At 64.5% G+C, this 21,176-nt stretch carries 19 protein-coding genes and 1 riboswitch; of the genes, 12 read left to right on the top strand and 7 right to left on the bottom strand.

Annotation, left to right across the window (positions count from 1 at the left end):
• Positions 1-9: 9 nt before the first annotated feature.
• Entirely contained in the window at positions 10-693 is a 684-nt protein-coding gene (locus tag OPV09_RS20535) for a hypothetical protein (RefSeq protein ID WP_338679242.1), read from the bottom strand.
• A 181-nt stretch (positions 694-874) separates the two neighbouring features.
• Here OPV09_RS20535 and OPV09_RS20530 point away from each other — a divergent pair, with 181 nt between their 5' ends.
• The 8 genes from OPV09_RS20530 (at position 875) to OPV09_RS20495 (ending at position 8,816) form a co-directional block, all read left to right on the top strand.
• Positions 875-1,933: a DUF4105 domain-containing protein gene (locus tag OPV09_RS20530; protein WP_338679241.1), complete on the top strand. Its 1,059-nt coding sequence runs from the start codon at positions 875-877 to the stop codon at positions 1,931-1,933.
• Between the two features lie 80 nt (positions 1,934-2,013).
• The gene (locus tag OPV09_RS20525) at positions 2,014-3,267 is read left to right on the top strand and encodes a DEAD/DEAH box helicase (protein WP_219327339.1); all 1,254 of its coding nucleotides are present in this window, start codon (positions 2,014-2,016) and stop codon (positions 3,265-3,267) included.
• An 81-nt stretch (positions 3,268-3,348) separates the two neighbouring features.
• The gene (locus OPV09_RS20520) at positions 3,349-3,813 is read left to right on the top strand and encodes a hypothetical protein (RefSeq protein WP_338679240.1); all 465 of its coding nucleotides are present in this window, start codon (positions 3,349-3,351) and stop codon (positions 3,811-3,813) included.
• A gap of 147 nt (positions 3,814-3,960) precedes the next feature.
• Positions 3,961-4,827 carry a response regulator gene (locus OPV09_RS20515; protein ID WP_051991018.1) on the top strand — a complete coding sequence of 289 codons (867 nt, stop codon included), beginning with the start codon at positions 3,961-3,963 and terminating at the stop codon, positions 4,825-4,827.
• A complete protein-coding gene (locus tag OPV09_RS20510) occupies positions 4,824-5,156 on the top strand; it encodes a hypothetical protein (protein WP_331777935.1) in 333 nt (110 codons plus the stop codon). Before OPV09_RS20515 ends, OPV09_RS20510 begins: the two co-directional genes overlap by 4 nt.
• Positions 5,153-5,992, top strand: a complete 840-nt coding sequence (locus tag OPV09_RS20505; protein WP_034749734.1) for an HDOD domain-containing protein — start codon at positions 5,153-5,155, stop codon at positions 5,990-5,992. Before OPV09_RS20510 ends, OPV09_RS20505 begins: the two co-directional genes overlap by 4 nt.
• A 14-nt stretch (positions 5,993-6,006) precedes the next feature.
• On the top strand, positions 6,007-7,470 hold the full coding sequence (locus OPV09_RS20500) for an ATP-binding protein (RefSeq protein WP_219327337.1): 1,464 nt from the start codon (positions 6,007-6,009) through the stop codon (positions 7,468-7,470).
• A gap of 20 nt (positions 7,471-7,490) precedes the next feature.
• A complete protein-coding gene (locus OPV09_RS20495) occupies positions 7,491-8,816 on the top strand; it encodes an HD domain-containing phosphohydrolase (RefSeq protein WP_338679239.1) in 1,326 nt (441 codons plus the stop codon).
• A gap of 10 nt (positions 8,817-8,826) precedes the next feature.
• Here OPV09_RS20495 and OPV09_RS20490 read toward each other — a convergent pair whose 3' ends face one another.
• The 5 genes from OPV09_RS20490 to OPV09_RS20470 all read right to left on the bottom strand — a co-directional run bounded on the left by OPV09_RS20490 (position 8,827) and on the right by OPV09_RS20470 (position 13,729).
• Positions 8,827-10,155, bottom strand: coding sequence for an ATP-binding protein (locus OPV09_RS20490; RefSeq protein ID WP_338679238.1), 1,329 nt, complete (start codon positions 10,153-10,155; stop codon positions 8,827-8,829).
• An 87-nt stretch (positions 10,156-10,242) separates the two neighbouring features.
• Positions 10,243-10,914, bottom strand: coding sequence for a hypothetical protein (locus tag OPV09_RS20485; protein ID WP_338679237.1), 672 nt, complete (start codon positions 10,912-10,914; stop codon positions 10,243-10,245).
• A complete protein-coding gene (locus tag OPV09_RS20480) occupies positions 10,911-11,921 on the bottom strand; it encodes an MlaD family protein (protein ID WP_034749726.1) in 1,011 nt (336 codons plus the stop codon). Before OPV09_RS20480 ends, OPV09_RS20485 begins: the two co-directional genes overlap by 4 nt.
• Before the next feature lie 52 nt (positions 11,922-11,973).
• A complete protein-coding gene (locus tag OPV09_RS20475) occupies positions 11,974-12,789 on the bottom strand; it encodes an MlaE family ABC transporter permease (RefSeq protein ID WP_070302288.1) in 816 nt (271 codons plus the stop codon).
• Between the two features lie 64 nt (positions 12,790-12,853).
• Entirely contained in the window at positions 12,854-13,729 is an 876-nt protein-coding gene (locus OPV09_RS20470) for a LysR family transcriptional regulator (RefSeq protein ID WP_338679236.1), read from the bottom strand.
• A gap of 115 nt (positions 13,730-13,844) precedes the next feature.
• On the opposite strand from OPV09_RS20470, the gene OPV09_RS20465 reads away from it, so the two are divergent.
• Complete coding sequence (locus OPV09_RS20465) at positions 13,845-15,197, top strand: MFS transporter (protein ID WP_338679235.1); 1,353 nt, start codon at positions 13,845-13,847, stop codon at positions 15,195-15,197.
• Positions 15,198-15,201: 4 nt separating this feature from the next.
• Here OPV09_RS20465 and ribB read toward each other — a convergent pair whose 3' ends face one another.
• Complete coding sequence (ribB, locus tag OPV09_RS20460) at positions 15,202-15,849, bottom strand: 3,4-dihydroxy-2-butanone-4-phosphate synthase (RefSeq protein ID WP_034749721.1); 648 nt, start codon at positions 15,847-15,849, stop codon at positions 15,202-15,204.
• Positions 15,850-15,944: 95 nt separating this feature from the next.
• Positions 15,945-16,095, bottom strand: a riboswitch (FMN riboswitch).
• A 185-nt stretch (positions 16,096-16,280) separates the two neighbouring features.
• Between ribB and OPV09_RS20455 the strand changes: the two genes are divergently transcribed.
• From OPV09_RS20455 to OPV09_RS20445, 3 genes are all read left to right on the top strand, one after another.
• The gene (locus OPV09_RS20455) at positions 16,281-19,115 is read left to right on the top strand and encodes an insulinase family protein (RefSeq protein ID WP_338679234.1); all 2,835 of its coding nucleotides are present in this window, start codon (positions 16,281-16,283) and stop codon (positions 19,113-19,115) included.
• Between the two features lie 95 nt (positions 19,116-19,210).
• Positions 19,211-19,408: a hypothetical protein gene (locus tag OPV09_RS20450; protein WP_010399555.1), complete on the top strand. Its 198-nt coding sequence runs from the start codon at positions 19,211-19,213 to the stop codon at positions 19,406-19,408.
• Positions 19,409-19,530: 122 nt separating this feature from the next.
• Positions 19,531-21,105 (top strand): methyl-accepting chemotaxis protein, encoded by a 1,575-nt coding sequence (locus tag OPV09_RS20445; RefSeq protein WP_338679233.1) that lies wholly within the window; start codon positions 19,531-19,533, stop codon positions 21,103-21,105.
• The last annotated feature ends 71 nt before the right edge of the window (positions 21,106-21,176 follow it).

Here is a 21,176-nt window from a genome sequence, read left to right as displayed (position 1 = left end):
CCTGCCGTTTCATGTGTGCGGCGGAACTGGTCTTCCCCAGCGGAACAGCCACATGATGGCAAGCTTGGTCGTGGCGCTCACGCTGGCCAGCAGCAGCAAGGGCCAGCCCGTCGACAGGCCCATGACGCAGGCAAAGAAGATGGTGCTGGCATCCATCGCCAGGATGAACTGGCTCATTTTCAGGGACACGGCGCCCGTCCTGCCCGAGCGCCAGATCAGGCCGATCTGGTGCGCATAGCCCTGCGCCAGCAGCACGGTGACGGCGACGATCAGGCTTTGCGAGATCACGCGCTTTTCATCGGTGAAGGTGGGGCCGAATAGCAATCCCGCCACACCCGCGCCCAGTAGCAGCGCGCAGGCCAGCAGCGCATTGCGCGATGCCCGGCTGCGGCGGTCGCGGTCGATTTCATACAGGATGCCCAATGCGATCAGCGAGGCGATCAAACGGGGCCAGACGATGTAGTGGTTGAATGGCGTGATCGAATAGCCGTACACGAAGAAGGCGCAATACGCGAGGAAGCTGACGGTGAACTGGTTGATGGACAGGATGTCCGTCGTCTTGCCGGCGCCGATGCCGGCATCGCGCTTGCGCTGCCAGATTTTTTGCAGCTGCGACCACAAGCCAAACAGGCTGACGACGATGAAAAGGGAATTGAGGCTGCCGGCGAGGGCGTAGAGGGAAGGGGGCTGCAAGGTGTCTCCTGGGATGGCAAGGTATCGCTGCCGTGACAGGCAGCCTTGTCTATACATTTTATTTGGCAACATGCTCTCATGAAATAAATTGGCAGGCAAGCAATGCTTTTACTGCAGCCTCCTGTTGCAGCGAAACTTGCCTGAACTCACCTGTTCCTGAGCTTGCCCTTATAATCGGGGCATGACTTTCTTATCACTGCGTGCCCGCTCCGTGCTGGCCACCCTCGGCAAAATGGCCGTTTCCCTGATTATCCTGTTGACTGCATTGTGGGGCGCGCTGGCGCTGTGGTACCAGCTATCCGGCGGCACGGCGGCGCAAGGCATCGGCGCCTTGCTGTGGGTTGCGCTGGGCGTGGCCAGCATCGCGCTGTGGTGGATGCGCGGCGACATGCGCGTGCTGCTGCCGTATGCGGCCGGTTTTATCCTGCTGCTCGTGTGGTGGAGTTTCATCACGCCGAAGCAGGAAAGGGTGTGGGCCGACGACGTGGCGCGCAACGTCACGGGTACGGTCAAGGGCAATCTCGTCACCCTGGACAATGTGCGCAATTTCGACTGGCGCAGCGATGACGACTACACGGTCAAGTGGGAGCAGCGCAGCTACGACCTCGACGAACTGCGCACGGTGGATACGGCGCTGTCGTACTGGACGGGACCCTACATCGCGCATACGCTGATCTCGTTCGGCTTTGCGGACGGGCGCTTTTTGACGTTCTCCATCGAGATCCGCAAGGAGAAGGGCGAGAGCTTTTCCGCCATCGGCGGCTTCTTCAAGCATTTCGAGATGAGCCTGATCGCCGCCGACGAGCGCGACATCCTGCGCGTGCGCACGAATGCGCGCGGCGAGGACATGCATCTGTACCGCGTCATGATGCCCAAAACGGCCATGCGCTCGCTGTTCCTCGCCTACCTGGACGAGGCGCAATCGCTGAAGGCCAAGCCGCAGTTCTACAATACCCTGACGGCCAACTGCACCACCATCGTCTTCGAGATGGTGCGCCGCATCGTGCCGGGCCTGCCGCTCGACTACCGGCTGATGGCCTCGGGCTACCTGGACCGCTACTTGTTCGACGTGCAGGGCCTGGTGCCCGGCCTGAGTTTCCAGCAGCTGCGCGATGGGGGCCACGTCACGGCGCGCGCGCGGGCGGCCAACGACGATGCGGATTTTTCGCACACGATCCGCCGCGGCATGCCGGGCTACGATGAAGCGGGTTATCCGAAGCTGCAAATGCCCAAGCAATAGCTGTCTGCCTTATACTGTCGCCATATCCGACCGGCCGCCTTTCGCGGCCGGTCTCACTTTACGAATAAAGAAGGCCCGCTATGCCATTTTCCTCACTGGGTCTGATTCCCGCCCTGGTCCGCGCCGTTGACAAGGCCGGCTATGCCGCGCCGACGGCCATCCAGGCGGCCGCCATTCCCGCCATCCTGCGCGGCAGCGACGTGCTGGGCGCGGCCCAGACGGGTTCCGGCAAGACGGCCGCCTACGCGCTGCCGCTGCTGCAGGCGCTGATGGCGCCCGTTTCCGGTCCGCGCCAGGTGCGCGCGCTGATCCTCGTGCCCACGCGCGAGCTGGCGGCGCAGGTGGGGCAGACCGTGCACGCGCTGGCCAAGCCGCTGCCGATCAAACTGAAGATTTCCGTGCTGTTCGGCGGCGTGTCGATCAATCCGCAGATGATGGACTTGCGTGGCGGCGCCGATATCGTCGTCGCCACGCCGGGCCGTTTGCTCGATCTGGTGCGCCAGAATGCCGTGAAACTCGGCGGCGTGTCGCTGTGCGTGCTCGACGAGGCCGACCGCCTGCTCGACATGGGTTTCAGCGAGGAGATCAACGCCATCCTCGCGCTGCTGCCCAAGCAGCGGCAAAACCTGTTCTTCTCGGCCACCTTCCCCGACAGCGTGCAGGCGCTGGCCGACAGCCTGCTCAAGGAGCCCGTGCGCATCGAGGTGGCGTCCGAACCGCAGGACAAGCCCGACATCGTGCAGCGCGCCATCACGGTCGACGTGCCACGCCGCACGCAGCTGCTGCGCTACCTGATCCTGCAGCAGCAGTGGGAGCGCGTGCTGGTGTTCGTCGCCACCAAGTACGCGGCCGAGCACGTGGCCGACAAGCTGCAGCGCGCGGGCCTGCACGTGGGCGCTTTCCACGGTGAATTCAGCCAGGGCACGCGCAGCCAGCTGCTGGCCGACTTCAAGGCCTGCCGTTTGCAGGTGCTGGTGGCCACCGACGTGGCGGCGCGCGGCATCGACATCGCCGGCTTGCCGGCCGTCGTCAACTATGACTTGCCCCGTTCGGCCGTCGACTACACGCACCGCATCGGCCGCACGGGCCGCGCCGGCGAAAGCGGCACGGCCATCAGCTTCGTGACGGCCGACACGGAAGCGCATTTCCGCCTGATCGAAAACCGCAACGACTTGCGCATCGTGCGCGAAGTGGTGGCCGGTTTCGAGCCGACGGAATTGCCCGCGCCCGTGAATCCCGTTACGGACACGGTGAACGGCGGCGTGAAGGGCGCGCGCAAGAGCAAGAAGGACAAATTGCGCGAAGCGGCTGCCAAGGCGGCCGAGGGCAACTAAATTCCCCTTATGTGCGCTAGCCGCTTGAACGGCTGGCCGTCCCGCTTTAAGATGATGTTTCTATAAAGCAAGGGGACGGCAATGCACATGATATTCATCACGCGCGCGGGCGCTCTGGCTTGCGCGCTGGCGCTGGCCGGTTGCGCCGGCTTGGGCGGAAACAATGGCACAGCCAGCATGCAGATGCCGGGCAAGACGCCTGCCGATGCCGCCGTGGCCGCCACCTGGTACAACCCGCCCAGCGAATTTCCCGGCATTTGCCTGACCCAGTTCAAGGATGGCAGCCTGCGTTTCGATGGCGGTTTCGCCTTTTTCAACCCGGGCCGCTGGGCGTACGATGGCGCCGCGTCCGAACTGCGTTTGCAACTGGCGCCGACGCCATCGCTGGAACTGTCGCACGCGCAAATCGTCCAACATATGAACCTGTTGCGCATTGAGGCGGACAAGAGCACGCTGGTGTATGGCGTGAACGCCGATACCAAGGCCATCGGCCTGGGCGGCTTTGTGTTTTACCGCGACACGCCTTGTCCGGCGCGGCGCGGATAAGTGCCGGATTAGTGTCATACGGGAATATTTAGTCGTATAATTTCAACGCAAGCTGGCTGCCGCGCAAGACTCGCAAGACTGTCACGTGCGGCAGATTCCCCCTCCAGGCAAGCTCCGATTTCGCCATGGCGATGAGAGGATGGTCCGATGGATGTGCACGACGAGCATGGCATGCCGGGTACTGCGGCGCTGGCGGTGGATGCCGGGCAGCAGGCCGTGGCCCCGCCGCGCACCTTGCTGCTGGTCGATGACGAGCCGAATATCCTCGCTTCCCTCAAGCGGCTGCTGCGGCGCGATGGCTACCATATCCTGACGGCCAACGGCGGCCAGGAAGGGCTGGACGTATTGGCCAGCCATACGGTCGACGTGATCGTGTCGGATCAGCGCATGCCCGGCATGCTGGGCGCCGACTTCCTGCGCAAGGCCAAGCTGCTGTGTCCGCAAACCATACGCATCATGCTGTCGGGCTATACGGAATTGCAAGCCGTCACGGACGCCGTCAACGAGGGCGCCATTTTCAAATTCCTCACCAAACCCTGGGAAGACCATCAGCTGCGCGAGCATATCGCCGAAGCCTTCCGCCTGAAGGGTATCGACGACGACAATGTGCGCCTCAATGCGCAGCTGCGCGAGGCCAACCAGGCGCTGGCGGCGGCGAATGCGGCCATGCAGGCGCTGGTGCGCCAGCAGCAGCACCAGATCAGCCGCGACGAAGTCAGCCTGGGCATCGCGCGCGAATTGCTGCAATTTTTGCCGCTGCCCGTGATCGGGCTCGATGAAGACGGCATGATCGCCTTCATCAACGCGGCGGCGGCCAACCTGTTCGAACGGGGCGCGGCCCTGCTGGGCAACGAGGCGGCGATCGTCTTGCCGCAGCTGTTCGACGGGCAGGGCGCGCCCCGCCTGGCCGCCATCGATGGCCAGCCGTATGCCGTGGCCGTCCATCCGATGGGCCTGCATTCGCGCTCGCGCGGCAGCCTCGTCACCTTGAGCCGCCATGGGGAGGGCACATGAGTGAAGGCGGACGCGAGATTTCCATGGAACAGGCGCAGGAAGGCATGGTGCTGGCGCAGGCGCTGAGCGATGCCAGCGGCACCGTGCTGCTGGCACAGGGGGCCACCCTGACGGCGGCGAACCTGACGGCCTTGCGCAGGCGCAATGTGGAGAGCTGCCGCGTCGTCATGGACGAGGTGCTTGACCCCGCCGCGCAGGCGCATGCCGAGCAGGAACGCTTGCGCCGCCTGGAACGGCTGGCCGTGCTGTTCCGCGCCACGCCGCCCGATTCCGCCGGGGCCGAACTGCTGGCACTGCTGCAGCGCTACCGGCAAGGGGGCGCCACATGACACGGCTCAGTTTTGAACATATCATCCGCCAGATACAGGAACTGCCTTCGCTGCCCGTGGTGGTGCTGGAGCTGCTGTCGAGCATGGACCAGGACGACACGGACGTGCACGTGCTGGCACAAAAGATCGAGCTGGACCAGGGCCTGGCGGCAAAGACCCTGCGCATCGCCAATTCCTCGTTCTACGGCATGCAATCGAAGGTCACCAGCATCCCGCAAGCCGTTTCCGTGCTGGGCTTTCACAGCATCCGCACCGTCGTCACGGCCTGCGCCCTGACGGGCAGCTTCGCGCCCGTCAGCGGCGGCTTCGATTTCCAGGCGTTCTGGCGCCACTCGCTGGCCACGGCGATCGCCGCGCGCCTGCTGGCGCCGCACTTGCGCGTCAATCCCGAAACGGCGTTCACGGCAGGCCTGCTGCACGACCTGGGCACCCTGGTGCTGGTGACGCGCTTCCCGGCCGAGCATGCGCTTGTGCGCAGCTACCGCCAGGCGCATGACTGCCAGATGGCCGATGCGGAACTGGCCGTCATCGGCATCGATCACGCGCAGGTGGGCAGCGCCCTGGCCGCCTACTGGAAGTTTCCCGAGGCGATACAGCAGGCGGTGGCCGACCACCACAGCATCGACCGGCTGGAAGCGGGCGGCTTGCCGCTGGCCGTGCACCTGGCCAATGCCGTCGCCCTGGCGCTCGACTTGGCCGGCGTCGACGATGCGCTGGTGCCGCCCCTGTCGCCGGCGGGCTGGCGCAGCGTCGCGCTGGACGAGCAGGCCTGGCTGGCGCTGCTGGGGCAAACGGAACACACCTTCGATGAAATGTCGCGGATCATGCTGGCATGAACAAGAAAGAGGCCATGGAAACAGACGCAGGGCAGGCGCTGCCCGCCACGCCGGAACGCCGCCAGGGCGACACCATCGCGCTATCGGCCTTTTTCGACGGCCATCCCGTGGCCACTTTCGCCATCGACACGGAGCACGTGGTGACGCACTGGAACAGCGCCTGCGAACAGCTGCTGGGCTTTACGGCCGCCGAGATGGTCGGCACGCGCGACCACTGGAAGGCGTTTTATCGGCAGCCGCGCGCCTGCCTGGCCGACCTGCTGGTGGCCGACGACATCGCGCTCGGTGAAAATGACCGCTACCTTGGCAAGCTGAAGCGCTCTTCCGTGATCCCAGGCGCCTTTGAGGCCGAGGATTTCTTTCCCGATATCGGCCCTGACGGCCACTGGCTGCATTTCACGGCGGCGCCCCTGCGCGACCGCCAGGGCCGGCTGGTGGGCGCCATCGAAACCCTGCGCGACGTGAGCGAGCGGCGCCTGGCGGAACTGGCGCTGCGCAAGGCGCACGACAACCTGGAACACCTGGTGGCCGAGCGCACTGCCCAGCTGGCCGAAATGAACGAACGCCTGGCCGACGATATCCGCCAGCGCCAGATCGCCGACCTGGAATTGCGCGAGCGTAACCTGGCCCTGACGGAATTGAACAGCAAGCTGTCGCTGGCCCAGCAAAAGCTGCTGCAGTCGGAAAAACTGGCTTCGATCGGCCAGCTGGCCGCCGGCGTGGCGCACGAGATCAACAATCCCATTGGCTATGTGTTTTCCAATGTCGGCACCCTGGAAGGCTATCTGGATGACCTGTTCAGCATGCTCGACGCCTATGAGGAAGCCGAGCCGGCCGTCGCCGACGCCGTGGTGGCGGCGCGCCTGCGGGCGCTGCGCGAACAGATCGACCTGGACTTCCTGCGTACCGACATTCCCATGCTGATGGGCGAGTCGAAGGAAGGCATTTCGCGCGTGCGCCGCATCGTGCAGGACCTGAAGGATTTTTCGCGCACGGATGCGCACCAGGAGTGGGTCTGGGCCGACCTGCGCCAGGGCATCGATACCACGCTCAATATCGTGAATAACGAGGTCAAGTACAAGGCCGACGTGGTGCGCGAGTATGGCGACATTCCTGACATCGAATGCCAGCCTTCCGAGCTGAACCAGGTGATCATGAACCTGGTCGTCAACGCCGCTCACGCCATGAACGAGGAGCGCGGACGCATCACCCTGCGCACGGGCAGCGACAACGCGACGGAAGTGTGGATCGAGGTCGAGGACACGGGCGGCGGCATCGCGCCCGAACACCTGTCGCGCATCTTCGATCCGTTCTTTACCACCAAGGCCGTCGGCAAGGGCACGGGGCTGGGCCTGTCGCTGGCCTACACGACGGTACAAAAGCATCACGGCCGCATCGACGTGCGCAGCATCATCGGCAGCGGCACCACCTTCCGCATCACTTTGCCCGTGCGCCAGGCGCAGGCCGTCGCACCATGACCGAACAGGACAGCATGAGCATGAGCATCAGTACCAGCGCCAGCACCGCGGCCACGCCGCCCACCATCCTGTGCGTCGACGACGAACCGAATATCCTGTCGTCGCTGCGGCGGCTGTTCCGTCCGCACGGCTACCGCGTGCTGACGGCCGATGGCGGCGCGGCCGGCCTGGCCCTGCTCGAGAGCGAGACGGTGGACCTGGTCATCTCCGACATGCGCATGCCGCACATGGATGGCGCGCAATTCCTGGCCCAGGTGCGCCAGCGCTGGCCCGGCACCATACGCTTGCTGCTGACCGGCTATGCCGACATCCAGTCCATCCTCGACGCCATCAACCAGGGCGAGATCTACCGCTACGTGACCAAGCCCTGGGACGAGAACGATATCGTGCTGGTGGTGCGCCACGCGCTGGAACGGCGCGCGCTGGAGCAGGAAAAACTGCGCCTCGAAGCGCTGACGGCCAGCCAGAACGTGGAGCTGCAGGCGCTCAACGCCAGCCTGGAAGCGAAGGTGGCCACGCGCACGCAGCAGCTGAAACAGTCGCACGACGAGGTGCAGGCGGCCAATGAACGCCTGAAGGCGACGTTCGTGACGACCATCAAGGTGTTTTCCAACCTGATCGAAATGCGCGGCGGCAAGCTGGCCGGCCATGCGCGGCGGGTGGCCGAGCTGTCGCGCAAGCTGGCGCTGGCGCTGGGTCTGGAAGGGCAGGAGGCGCGCGACGTGTTCATCGCGGCCCTGCTCAAGGATATCGGCAAGCTCAGCTTGAGCGACGACGTGCTGGAACTGCCGGCCAGCGCCTGGACGGGCGAGCAGCTGGCCGCCTTCCGCAAGCATCCGCTGCGCGCCGAGCAATTGCTGATGGCGCTCGACGAGCTGCGCGCCGTTTCCGTGATCCTGCGCTCGCAGCTCGAGCGCTTCGACGGCGGCGGCTTCCCCGATGGCCTGGTGGGCCTGGCCATTCCGATGGGCGCGCGCATCCTGGCGCTGGCGTCGGACTACGATGGCTTGCAGATCGGCGCCATGGTGCAGCGCAGCCTGCGCGCCGAGGAAGCGCGGACCCTGATCTACGACAGCGTCGGCAAGCGCTACGACCCGGCCGTCGTGGCCGCTTTCCGCAGCATCATGGATGAAACGGAGCCGCCGGCGCGCGACCTGACCGTGCTGTCGGGCCAGCTGGAGCCGGGCATGGTGCTGTCGCGCGACCTGATCAGCCGCGATGGCCTGATGCTGCTGGCGGCCGAACACGTGCTGACGGCCCGCGTGATTTCCCAGCTGCTCGATTTCGAAGGCAAGAATGGCGGGCGTCTGAGCATCCGCGTGTACGCGCCCGTCAAGGAAGGCTAGGGCGGGAAGGCTAGGGCGCTGGCGGGGCCGCCGGCGGCGTGACGGGCAGGTGCACGGTAAAGCGCGTGCCACGGCCCACTTCCGAGGCTACCTCGATACGTCCGCCGTGCTTGTTGACGATGCCGTACGACAGCGACAGGCCCAGGCCCGTGCCGCTGCCCACGGCCTTGGTGGTGAAGAACGGTTCGAAGATGCGGTTCAGGTGCTCGGGCGCGATGCCGGCGCCCGTGTCACCGATCTCCACCCACACCCAGTCGCCGGCGTGGCCGGTGCGGATGCTGATCACGCCATCGCTGCTGATGGCCTGGCCCGCGTTGACAAGCAGGTTCATGAACACCTGGTTCAGCTGCGAGGCCAGGCACAGTATCTGCGGCAGCTCGCCGTAGTGTTTCTCGATGCGCGCCTTGTATTTCAATTCGTTGGCGACGATATTCAGGGTGCTGTCCAGGCCCGCGTGCAGGCTGGCCACTTGCCAGTCCGTCTCGCCCACATGGGAAAAATCCTTCAGCGCCTGCACGATGTCGCGCACGCGTTTGAGGCCATCCATCGATTCGCGCACCAGGTCCACCATGTCGTCCTGCAGGAAGGCGAGGTCGGCCTGGTCGCGCACCTGGGCCACGCGCGCGGCCAGGGCCGGGCCATCGGGCGTTTCGCGCATCGCCTCCTCGTACTGGCCGATCACGCCGAACAGGGTGCCGACATAGCCTTGCAGCGAACTCATGTTGGAGTTGACGAAGCCGATCGGGTTATTGATTTCATGCGCGATGCCGGCCGCCAGCTGGCCGATGGACGCCATCTTTTCCGATTGCAGCAGCTGGTCGTGCGCTTCCTGCAACTTGCTGATCAGTAGTTGCTGCTCTTCGCCGCGCGCCTGCAGCATCGCTTCCATGCGCTTGCGTTCCGTGATATCGGTCAGCGAGCCGATCACCTCGAACGGCACGCCGTGTTCGTCGCGCACGAGGCGCAGGCTGTCGTGCATCCACAGGTAGCTGCCGTCGTGCACGCGGAAGCGGTATTCATAGGCGCGCGCGCCTTCGACGAAGATCTGCGCCAGGCTGGAAAAAATGCCGGGCGCATCGTCGGGGTGGATGTGGTCGAACCAGAAGTTGGGGTCGGCCACCATCTCCTCGGGCTGGTAGCCCAGGACATTGAGGGCATTGTTGCTGACGAACGTCATCTTGAAGTCGCCGCTGGGCACGGTGCAATAGATGATGGAGGGTGTATTGTCGAGCAGGTATTGCAGGCGCACGGCCGTGGCGGCCGGCGTGTCGGCGTCAGGCGCCGCCCCGGCATGCCGCCCGGTATCGGGAGTGGAAAGGTCGAAATCCTCGAACTGCATTGTCACACCTCGCGGCCTGCACGGCATTGATGTCATCCTGGCTCGATTATGCCTGATTCTGCCTGCCTTGGGCCGTCATCGGCGCGCTCAAGGGGCCAGCGGCTGCTCGACGATCGCCATGCGCCGCGCGATCTGCTGCGCCGCTTGCGTATCGCCCGCCTGTTCGGCGCGCAGGCGCTGCACGCCCAGCCAGGCCAGCAGCGGACGGCGCCAGCCCTGGTCCGAGGCGGTGGCCACGGCCGTATCGAGCAGCTCCGGCGTGGCGCGGCCCGAGCGCAGCAGCACGCCGGCCGCCACCAGCTGCGACAGCGGGTCCTTGATGGCGGCCACGGCGCTGGCGGCGGCCGTATCCGAGCTGGCGCTGGCGGCCGCCCGCTGCGCTTCCGGCAGCAGGGCGGCGTCGGCCGCCTGCGCCTTGCCTGCGAGGTAGGCCGCATACGCGCGGTCGGCGTCTGTCGCGTCGGCCTGCAGGGCGTCAAAGCCGGCGCAGTCCTCGAAGGCCAGGCTGGCCACGCGCGCGGCGCAGCGCAGCAGTTCGATGCGCGCCACGAGTTCGAGCTTGCCCGTGCCGGCGACCTGGCTGCGGGCGCGCCGGAATTCCGTCTGCTCGACCAGGGCGTTGCCATTCAAATATGCGGCTTGAAACCGTTCGACGGAACTTTGCGCATTCATTTTCCAGTCCGGCACGGGCGGGCCGCTGGAGCAGGCGGCGAGCGTGGTCAGGGCCAGTGCGGACAAGGTGGCGTTGAGTTTTCTCATGGCAGTTTGATCTCCGGATTGCGCTTGAACGGCCATTTGCGGTTGATTTCATTGACCAGCTGCTCGACCTTGCGCAGATTGCTTTCCACGTCGGCGCGCAGCGGGCCCAGGTCGGCGGTGGCCGCCTTGGCGTTGGCGCCCACGGCTTGCGCTTCGACCAGCACGGCGTCGACTTTTTTCAGGCTGTTGCGCGTGTCGGCCAGCAGGGCGTTCAGCTGCACGATGGTCGCCTGCGCATCCGTCATCACGCCCTTGTCGCCGAAGACGCGCGTGTCGGCATTGGCCACCAGGCCATCCGTGCGGCGCGCCAGCTGGTCCGCCGTGATCAGCAGGGCATTGGCCCGTTCGATCAGCAGGCGCGACTGCTTGTCGTCGCCCGTCAGCAAGCCCATGGCGCCGCCCGGACCGCTGAGCTTGCCGGTGACGGCCTGCACGTTGCGCATGGTGCCGTCGAGCGCGGAATCGGTGCCCGTCAGGTTGCCCAGGTTGTTCAGCAAGTCCTTGGCGGCGGCCAGCAGGCGGGGGATTTCCGCCGCCATGTCGCCCACCAGCAAGTCGCGCGTGGCGTCGTCGGGCAGCGGCGGGTCCGTCAGGATGCCGCTGTAGGCGCGCAGTTTGGCGCCGCCGACGATGCCCCGTTCCAGGGTGAAGATGGAGCTGGTGCGCAGCCAGTGCGCGTCTTTGCGCGGCACGTCGATGATGACGCGCGCGCGGCCGTCCGGCGCCAGCTCGATGCGCTGCACGCGGCCGATGGGAAAGCCGGAAAAGGTCAGGTCGGCGCCCACGCCGACGCCGTCGGAATCGTCGGCCGTCAGCACCAGGGTCTGCGTGGCTTCGAAGGCGCCGCGCGCATACATCAGGTAGACGACGGAGCCGACCACCAGCACGAACATGAAGACGAGCAGGATGGCCGCCTTCAGTTCGGCGTGGCGCACGGGCGGCGGGGCGGGCAGCACAGCGTCGGGCGCCGTGACGTCGGTCTGGTCGGGATTTTGAGGTTGGCTCATGGCTTCTGGCTCTGGTATGGGTGGTTCAAGGTTAGCTGGGCGGTGGCGGGCATCAGTAGTAATTGCCCATCAGCGAAGCCACTTCGACCAGCAGGATGACGGAAAACAGGCGCAGCATTTCGGACAGCCCGTGCGCGGCCCACAGGCGGTTGCGCCGGCCGTGCGGTTCTTCCGGATAGTACGACGAGGCCAGCGGGATCAGGGCGACGGCAAAGCTGAAGAAGATGACTTTGAGCATCAGGATCAGCGCCACGGCCGGATTGAAGATCTGTCCCACGACGCGCGTGTAGCCCTGCAGCGCCCACGGCGTAAAACCGTAGATGGTGATGTAGGCGAGGATCAGCGAGGTGACGCAGCTGACGATGGCCAGCATCCACACGGCGAAGATGCCGGACATGACGCGCGGAAAGTATTCGCGGCGCAGCAGGTCGACGCCCTGTCGCTGCATCTTGTCGAGCATGCCGGACGAGCGCATTTGCGCAAACGCAATGCCGTCGGGCAGGGTCAGGCGCAGCGCGACGAACAGGGCGGCCGTCAGGGGGATCAGTTCCAGCACCAGCACGCGCACCACCATTTCCAGCGCATAGCGCGACAGGCCGTAGCTTTGCGCGCTGACGACGACGATGCGTATCAGCACCAGGCTGACGAGCGCGCAGGCGACGCTGAACCACACGAGATTGGGCGCCGTGTTCGTCACCAGGCGGTGCGCGAGGATGGGGCGGTTGTCGCGGTTATAGCTCGATGGCGACAGGGCCAGCGAAAACACGAGGATGGCGAAATGCAGCATGCGCCACCAGCTGACCAGCCAGGCCATGGTGGCCCGGTGCAGGCGGCGCAGGCTGATGATGAGGGAGACGGATAGGGTCATCATGGCATCTTAACATTGGATGCGTTCGATACAAGCGATTGTGCAGCCGTGCACGGCAGGCCCTTTATTGACCGGCCACGCTGGCGACGCTGTGGATAATCGCGTCGGCCGCCGCCCGCACGCGGGCAGAACGGTTCAGGTCCGCATGCATGACCAGCCACACGTCATACGCTTCCGTCCGCTCGGGCCAGATGCGCACGAGCTGCGGGTCGATGTCGCCCAGGTGGGTGGCCAGCTCGGCCACGCCCAGGCCCGCGCGCGTGGCTTCCTGCAGCATCGCCGCCGAGTTCACTTCCATGGCGACCCGGGCGTTGGCGACGGATTCGCCGGCGATTTTCTCGCCATGGCGCGGCGTCACGGAATGGTGGTAGATGACGATGTCGTGGCCGGCCAGTGCCGTGCCGCGCACGGGCTCGCCCCGTTCGGCCAGGTAGCTTTTCGACGCATACAGGCCCAGGCTGCGCTTGACGAGGTGGCGCGAGATCAGGTCCGGATCGGTGGGGCGCACGCCGCGTACGGCCAGGTCCGCTTCGCGCCGCGTCAGGCTGGCCAGCGCGGGCGCCACGTTGAGCACGATGCGGATGTCCGGGTGGGCCGCGTGCAGCTGCTGCATGGCGCGGATGACGAAATGGCTGGCCATGGTGTCCGTGGTGGCCACGCGCACCAGGCCGCTTAAACGGTTGTCGACGCCCTGCATCTCGCGCTGCAGCTTGTCGGCCGCCCGCTCCATCGCTTCGGCGGCCGTGAGCGCCAGCTCGCCGGCCGGCGTGGGCACGTAGCCCGACGGCGTGCGCAGGAACAGGGTGGCGCCCAGCGAGCTTTCCAGCGCGGCCAGGCGGCGCCCGCACGTGGCCTGGTCGATGCGCAGCAGGGCGGCGGCGCCGCGCAAGGTGCCGGCCCGGCCGATGGCGAGAAAGATGCGTGCGTTATCCCAGTCCATCCGTTTCCTTGTGATTGGTGATGCGTTTCTGCATCAAGGTGCCGATTTTATGCCTGTTTACTGCATCATGCAACGCTCGCATAATGGCTGCCCCGCTGTCTCTGCAAGGAATACCATGTCTGCCCCTACACCGCGCCTGCTGACCCTGGCCTTCGGCTTCGTCATGGCGATGATCGATGTCACGGCCGTCAATGTGGCGCTGTCCGATATTGCGCTGGACCTGGCCATACCGTTGACGGGCCTGGTCTGGGTGGTCGACGGCTACACCCTGACGTTTGCCGCGCTGCTGCTGGCCGGCGGTGCGCTGGCCGACCGCTACGGGCCGAAAGCCGTGTACCAGGGCGGCCTGGGCGTTTTCCTGCTCGGCTCGATTTTGTGCGGCGCCGCGCCCGACGGGCATTTCTTGACGGCGGCGCGCCTGCTGCAGGGCGCGGGCGCGGCCCTGTTCATGCCCAGTTCGCTCAGCCTGCTGACGCACAGCTTTGACGACGAGCGCGAGCGCACGCGCATGCTGGGCGCGTGGTCGGCGCTGGTGGGCGTGGCTGGCGCGTCCGGCCCATTGATCGGCGGCATCCTCGTGCACCAGTTCGGCTGGCGCAGCGTGTTCTGGGTCAACGTGCCGTTGGGCGTGCTGGCTATCGTCATGGCGCAATTGCTGCTGGCCGCGCCGGCACGCCAGCCGCGCGATCTGTCACTGTTCAGCCATGCGCTGGGCGTGGCGGCGCTGGCGGGCCTCAGTTTCGTGCTGATCGAAGGGCCCGTGCTGGGCTGGCTGTCGCCCGGTGTGCTGGCGGCGGTGGCGCTGACGGTGCTGTCGGCCGGACAGTTGCTGCGGCGCGAGCGCAGCGGCAGCCATCCTCTGTTGCCGCGCGCACTGTTTCACAGCAGCAGCTTCGGCGCGGCCAATGGCGTGGGTTTCTTGATCAATTTTTGCGTCTTCGGCCAGCTGTTCCTATTGAGCCTGTTCCTGCAGCAGTCGGGCGGCGCCGACGCCTTGCAGTCGGGCTTGCGCCTGCTGCCCATGATGGCGGCCTATACGGTAGGCAATTTCATGGCGGGAAGTATTGCGGCCCGCCATGGTACGCGTCTGCCGATGCTGGCTGGCTTGCTGGTGGGCGCCGTCATGGCGCTGTTGCTGATGGGCTTGCGTCCGGGTACGCCGTTTGCGCTGCTGGCGCTGGGCACGGCCATCATGAACGTGGCTATCGGCATCGCCATTCCCGCCATGACGGCCACCGTGATGCGGGTGGCCGGCAAGCAGCATGCGAACAGCGCGGCGGCCGCCCTGAATGCGAACCGGCAAATCGGCGCGCTCGTGGGCGTGGCCTTGATCGGCAGCATCCTGCACATGGTGCAGGACTGGTCGCTGCGCTTGCCGCTGGCCTACGCGACGATTGCCGTCGCGTATGGCCTGGCGGCGGGCCTGGTCTACCGGCACGTACATCTGCCGAAGACCGTCGCCGCCTGACAGTTTATTGCTCGCGCGTGCTGCGCCATTCCACCAGTTCTTCGATGGTGAGTATCGGCATGCCATGCAGTTCGGCGAAGCGTTCGATATCGTCGCCGCGCATCATGGTGCCGTCCGGATTCATCAGCTCGCACAGCACGGCGGCCGGGTTCAGGCCCGCCATGCGCGACAGGTCGACGGAGCCTTCCGTGTGGCCACGGCGCTCGAGCACGCCACCGGGAGCGGCGCGCAAGGGGAAGACGTGGCCGGGGCGCACCAGGTCGGCGGGCTTGGCGTTCGGCGCGATGGCGGCGCGGATGGTGGCAACCCTGTCGGCGGCCGACACGCCCGTCGTGACGCCGTCGCGCGCCTCGATGGAGACGGTAAACGGCGTACCGTAGCGGCTGCCGTTGTCGGACGACATGGGCGGCAATTCCAGCGCGCTGACGACGTCCGTCGGCAGGCACAGGCAGACGATGCCGCTGCATTCGCGGATCAAGAGTGCCATGGTTTCGTGCGTGAGTTTTTCGGCAGACAGGATCAGGTCGGCTTCGTTTTCACGGTCGAAATCGTCGAGCAGGATGACGGGGATGCCGGCGCGCATGGCGGCCAGGGCGGATTGGATGCGACCTTCGAGGTCGTTGGAAAGCAGGGTATAGCTGTTGACTAACATGGTGAAACGCTCCTCGCATAGGCGAAAAACGCTGCAGGGCAAGCGAATAGACGCAGCCGGCCGCATCGACAGGTCGAGCGGACATCGCGTTTACTGCACATCTTCTTTCATCCGGACTATACCGTCGGCTCTGGAGTCGCACCAGATCTGCTGACCCTGCCAAACGAAGTTTGACAGGCGCTCGCGGGCTTGACCGTTGCCGGTCTTACCGCCGGTGGGGAATCGCACCCCGCCCCGAAGACGTATTGTTGTGCCGGTCCACATGACCGGCGGCAATACTTTAGCACAATTGAAAAAAAGGGGCAGGGTACTGCTGAGTTTGTTATTCGGCAAAGTTGCCTGGGGAAAGCAGTTTTTCCTAAGCTGTTTTTAATGGCGGAAACAGGATTTCAGTGTAAGGTACGCTTACTGAATCTTACCGTTGAGAATACATGAAGCTGAGTAAATTACGCCTGATCTCGGGCGCCGTCTTGCTGGCGTGCGCCTGCATGGCCCAGGCGGAAATCCGTTTGAGCGATCCCCTGCCGCTGGCACCAGAAGTTACCGTTGGAAAACTGCCGAACGGCTTGACCTATTACATCAAGAAAAATGCCCGTCCCGCGCAGAAAGTGGAATTGCGCCTGGTGGTGAAAGCCGGTTCCATCCTGGAAGATGACGACCAGCAAGGCCTGGCCCACTTCACGGAACACATGGCCTTCAATGGTTCCACGCATTTCAAGCGCAATGAGCTGATTTCATATCTGCAATCGATCGGCGTGAAGTTCGGTGCCGACCTGAACGCCTACACGAGCTTTGATGAAACCGTGTACGTGCTGCCGATTCCCACGAACAAGAAGGAAAACCTGGAAAAGGGTTTTCTCGTGCTGGAAGACTGGGCGCATGGCTTGAAATTCAACCCGGCCGACATCAACAGCGAGCGCGGCATCGTGCTGGAAGAGGCGCGCCTGGGCAAGGGCGCCAGCGACCGCATGAACAAGGTGCTGTATCCGAAGCTGCTGAACGGTTCGCGCTACGCGGAACGCATGCCGATCGGCAAGGAATCCGTGCTGAAAACGTTCAAGCCGGAAGCCATCAAGCGTTTCTATAAAGACTGGTACCGTCCCGACCTGATGGCCGTGATGGTGGTCGGTGATGTGGAGCCGAAACAGGCTGAAAAGCTGATCCGCCAGCATTTCGGCAAGCTGAAAAACCCCGCAAAACCGCGTCTGCGCCTGTATGCGGAAGTGCCGCAACGCTCGCAGACGGAAGCGCTGGTGATCACGGACAAGGAAGCGCCGGACGACAGTGTTTTCATCCGCTACCCGATCCGCGCCGCGCAGGAGCCCGTCACCATCGCCGACTACCGCCGCCAGATGATCGAGAACCTGTACGGGCAAATGCTCAGCGCACGCATGCAGGAATTGACGCAGCAAGCCAATCCCCCGTTCATCCAGGGCGGCAGCAGCATGGGCAAGCTGGTGCGCGGCTATGAATCGTTCAGCGCCTATGCCTTGCTGGGCAAGGGCGGCGTGCAGCCGGCCGTCGATGCGCTGGTGCAGGAAGATGAGCGGGCGCGCCGCTTCGGTTTCAGCCAGGATGAACTGGACCGCGCGCGCAAGGACATGCTGCGCAATTACGAGCGCGCATACAGCGAACGCGATAAATCCGATTCGGCCGGTTTCGTCGCCGAGTATTCGCGCAACTTCCTGGAACAGGAAGCCATCCCCGGCATCGCCAATGAATTGCTGTACGCGCAGGAGCTCTTGCCACAGGTAACCTTGCAGGAAATCAACGAGACGGTGGCCAAGGTGATTCCCGACCAGCAAAAGAAACTGGTGGTCTTCATGGGCGCCGAGCCGAAACCGGGTGCCAGCGTGCCGACGCAGCAGCAATTGCTCGACGCCGTGGCGAAGGCCGAGCAGCAAAAGGTCGAGCCGCGCACGGAAAAAGTCCTGGCCAGCAAGCTGATGGATGGCCCGCCGGCCGGCGGCAGCATCGTCTCGGAAAAGTTGAACAGCGCCATCGGCGTGACGGAACTGACCCTAGGCAATGGCGTGCGCGTGCTGCTCAAACCGACGGACTTCAAGAATGACCAAGTGCTGATGGGCTCGACGCGCTTCGGCGGCCAGTCGCTGTTCGGCGACGCCGACATCTACAACGCCCGCTATGCCAGCGCCGTGGTCGGCAGCATGGGCTTGAAAGACATGGCGCCGCTGGACTTGCAAAAAGTGTTGGCCGGAAAAACGGTCAATGTAGGCGCGTCGCTGGGCGAGCTGAGCGAAGGTTTTGGCGGCTCGGCCAGCAGCGCCGACGTGGAAGCCATGCTGCAACTGGTGTATTTGTATTTCAATGACGTACGCAAGGATGCTGGCCTGTACCAGTCTTTCATCGGCAAGCAGCAGGACCTGGCGAAAAACAGCATGGCGCAGCCGGAAGCCGTGTTTTACGACGCCATCCAGCACGCCATGTTTGGCGACAATCCGCGCGTCGACGGCGTGCCGCGCGCGGCCGACTTCGACAAGGTGGGCCTGGACCGTTCGCTGGACATCTTCCGCCAGCGTTTTTCCAGCGCACGCGGCATGACCTTCATCTTCGCGGGCAGCTTCGAGCTCGACAAGATCAAGCCGCTGATCGCCAGTTACCTGGGCACCTTGCCCGTGGGCGACGTGCCGCATGCCTACCGCGACGTGGGCATGCGCCCGGTGACCGGGGTCGTCAAGAAGGACATCTACATGGGCAGCGAGCCCAAGAGCACGATTTCCATCACCTTCAATGGCGACGTGGCGTATTCGGACGAGCAAAAGCTGACCTTGCAAGCGCTGGGCGAAGTGCTGAACCTGAAAGTCATCGAAGTGCTGCGCGAAAAGATGAGCATGATCTATGGCGGCGGTTTTGAAACCTCGATGGGCCAGCATCCGTATGGCCATTATTCGGTGGCCTTGAACTTGCCGACGGGACCCGAAAACGTGGACAAGGTGATCGCCGCCGCCTTTGCCGAAATCAACAAGATGAAGACGGACGGGCCATCGGCGGCCGACCTGGAAAAGGTCAAGCTGAACTGGATCACGCGCCAGCAAAAGTCGCTGCGCGAAAACCGCTACTGGATGAGTCAGTTGATGGGTTCCGTGACGCAGGGACGCGACCCCGCGCACATCCTGCGCTACGAGCAGCGCGTGCGCGCCATCACGCCGCAAGCCGTCAAGCTGGCGGCGCAACGCTACCTGGACATGCACAATTATGTGCAGGTGGTGCTGTATCCGGAACGCAAAAACGTTGCAGCCAAGTAACCCTCGTGTTTGATCTGCATGGGCGGCAGCGTGGCGAAGCTGTTAAACTGCCGCTTATTGATGTGATATCGCAATTTAACAAGCAAGGAAATACGATGGCTAAGAAAGAAGAGCTCGATCCGGAAACCCTGGAGTTGATCAACTGGTGTATCGAGGTCGAAGGCTTCCTCGTGGCTGGCGGCGCCACCGTGGCGCAGGCGCAGGACCACATCGAAGAGCAGGTCGAGTGGTTTACCGACCAGTTCTACGACGGTTTGACGCCGGAAGAGGCGGCCAAGGAAGCCTTGGCCTGACCTTCAACAGTAACTTACAGCGGGCGGTGCCTGCCGGGCACAGCCCGGTAGCGCCGCCCGTTTTGCTTTTCTGAAAAGATTTCCATTGGGCAATTAATTCTCCTATTTATTTCCAGGCACCCATGACACTCCGTTCGCGCATTCTCCTCCTGTGTTTCAGCACCTTGCTGGGCATCGTCCTCATCGCTTCATTCTCCCTGTATTCCCTGCGCCAGACCATGATGGCGGAAAGGGTCGAGCAATTGACGGTGCTGGTGGAGCTGGCCAACGCGTCCGTGGAAAAGGCCTATGCGCTGGAACAGTCGGGCAAGCTCACGCGTGAGCAGGCCCAGCAGCAGGCCAAGCTGGCCATCGGCAGCTTCGCCAAGGACGAGATGTATTATTTCGTACGCGATTTCAGCACCGACTTGCTGTACGTGCATCCGAATGCGTCGCGCATCGGCGTGCCGCAAAAGAACATGAAGCAGTCGGGCGACCGTTACCGCGTGGCCCTGGCCACCAGCCGCATCGGCCTCGTGCAGGCGGACGGCACGCGTCCCGGCGTGCCCGACCCTGTGGCGAAGATGTATGCCGTGGTGAAATTTGCGCCGTGGGACTGGCTGATCGGCACGGGTACGTATATCGATGACATCAACCACAAATTCTGGGCCCAGGCGGGCGTGCTGCTGGCCATCGGCGGGGCGCTGATGCTGGTGGTGGGCGCCCTGGCGGCCCTGATGCTGCGCCGCATCCTGGCCCAGCTCGGCGGCGAACCCGACTATGCAGCGGCCATCGTGGCGCAAATCGCCCAGGGCGACCTGACCACGCACATCGATACGCGCCCCGGCGATACATCGAGTTTGCTGATGGCGATCAAGGCCATGCGCGACAACCTGGCCCATCTGGTGAGCCAGGTGCGCACCGATGCGGAATCCATTTCTACGGCGTCGGGCGAGATCGCCTCGGGCAACCACGACTTGTCGGCGCGCACGGAGCAGCAGGCGGGATCGCTGGAAGAAACGGCGTCGACCATGGAAGAAATGACCTCGACCGTGCGCCAGAATGCGGACAATGCGCGCCAGGCGAACCAGCTGGCCATTTCCGCCTCGCAAGTGGCGAGCCAGGCGGGCGGCGTGGTGAGCCAGGTGGTCGACACCATGGGCGCCATCAATGCCTCGTCGAAAAAGATCGGCGACATCATCGCCGTCATTGACGGCATCGCCTTCCAGACGAACATCCTGGCCCTGAACGCAGCCGTGGAAGCGGCGCGCGCGGGCGAGCAGGGCCGTGGCTTCGCCGTCGTGGCCAGCGAGGTGCGCAACCTGGCGCAGCGTTCGGCCGCAGCCGCCAAGGAGATCAAGCAATTGATCGACAGTTCTGCCGAGCAAGTGGGTGCCGGTGAAAAACTGGTGGCGCTGGCCGGCGAGACGATGGAAAAAGTCGTTTCCAGTGTGCAGCACGTGACCGATATCGTGGCCGAGATTTCCTCGGCCAGCGCCGAGCAAAGTGCCGGCATCGAGCAGATCAACCAGGCCATCGTCGAGATGGATAACATGACGCAGCAAAACTCGGCCCTCGTCGAGCAGGCGTCGGCGGCGGCGCAGGCGATGAACGAGCAGGCGGCCGGGCTGGCGCAGATCGTCAGCGTGTTCAAGGTGGGCGCAGTGGCAGGGGCACCGCGCCCGGCGCCGGCGGCCCAGCGCCGGCTGGCCCGCTAAGTTTTCGTCAGAACGGGAACTTATCGCCTGACCATCTGTCAAATTCTTCTTGGTCCTTAGCGGACGCATAG

This window comes from Janthinobacterium sp. TB1-E2 (genome assembly GCF_036885605.1).
In the GTDB taxonomy this organism is placed as follows: domain Bacteria; phylum Pseudomonadota; class Gammaproteobacteria; order Burkholderiales; family Burkholderiaceae_D; genus Janthinobacterium; species Janthinobacterium aestuarii.
This window is presented reverse-complemented; position numbering and strand designations above follow the sequence as displayed.

Bases quoted from the DNA above. Each gene is read 5' to 3' on its own strand.
- OPV09_RS20490 (WP_338679238.1), bottom strand. From the start codon at position 10,155: ATGCAGTTCGAGGATTTCGACCTTTCCACTCCCGATACCGGGCGGCAT.
- OPV09_RS20520 (WP_338679240.1), top strand. From the start codon at position 3,349: ATGCACATGATATTCATCACGCGCGCGGGCGCTCTGGCTTGCGCGCTG.
- OPV09_RS20465 (WP_338679235.1), top strand. From the start codon at position 13,845: ATGTCTGCCCCTACACCGCGCCTGCTGACCCTGGCCTTCGGCTTCGTC.
- OPV09_RS20480 (WP_034749726.1), bottom strand. From the start codon at position 11,921: ATGAGCCAACCTCAAAATCCCGACCAGACCGACGTCACGGCGCCCGAC.
- OPV09_RS20515 (WP_051991018.1), top strand. From the start codon at position 3,961: ATGGATGTGCACGACGAGCATGGCATGCCGGGTACTGCGGCGCTGGCG.
- OPV09_RS20510 (WP_331777935.1), top strand. From the start codon at position 4,824: ATGAGTGAAGGCGGACGCGAGATTTCCATGGAACAGGCGCAGGAAGGC.
- OPV09_RS20530 (WP_338679241.1), top strand. From the start codon at position 875: ATGACTTTCTTATCACTGCGTGCCCGCTCCGTGCTGGCCACCCTCGGC.
- ribB (WP_034749721.1), bottom strand. From the start codon at position 15,849: ATGTTAGTCAACAGCTATACCCTGCTTTCCAACGACCTCGAAGGTCGC.
- OPV09_RS20505 (WP_034749734.1), top strand. From the start codon at position 5,153: ATGACACGGCTCAGTTTTGAACATATCATCCGCCAGATACAGGAACTG.
- OPV09_RS20450 (WP_010399555.1), top strand. From the start codon at position 19,211: ATGGCTAAGAAAGAAGAGCTCGATCCGGAAACCCTGGAGTTGATCAAC.
- OPV09_RS20495 (WP_338679239.1), top strand. From the start codon at position 7,491: ATGAGCATCAGTACCAGCGCCAGCACCGCGGCCACGCCGCCCACCATC.
- OPV09_RS20455 (WP_338679234.1), top strand. From the start codon at position 16,281: ATGAAGCTGAGTAAATTACGCCTGATCTCGGGCGCCGTCTTGCTGGCG.
- OPV09_RS20500 (WP_219327337.1), top strand. From the start codon at position 6,007: ATGGAAACAGACGCAGGGCAGGCGCTGCCCGCCACGCCGGAACGCCGC.
- OPV09_RS20485 (WP_338679237.1), bottom strand. From the start codon at position 10,914: ATGAGAAAACTCAACGCCACCTTGTCCGCACTGGCCCTGACCACGCTC.
- OPV09_RS20445 (WP_338679233.1), top strand. From the start codon at position 19,531: ATGACACTCCGTTCGCGCATTCTCCTCCTGTGTTTCAGCACCTTGCTG.
- OPV09_RS20525 (WP_219327339.1), top strand. From the start codon at position 2,014: ATGCCATTTTCCTCACTGGGTCTGATTCCCGCCCTGGTCCGCGCCGTT.
- OPV09_RS20475 (WP_070302288.1), bottom strand. From the start codon at position 12,789: ATGACCCTATCCGTCTCCCTCATCATCAGCCTGCGCCGCCTGCACCGG.
- OPV09_RS20470 (WP_338679236.1), bottom strand. From the start codon at position 13,729: ATGGACTGGGATAACGCACGCATCTTTCTCGCCATCGGCCGGGCCGGC.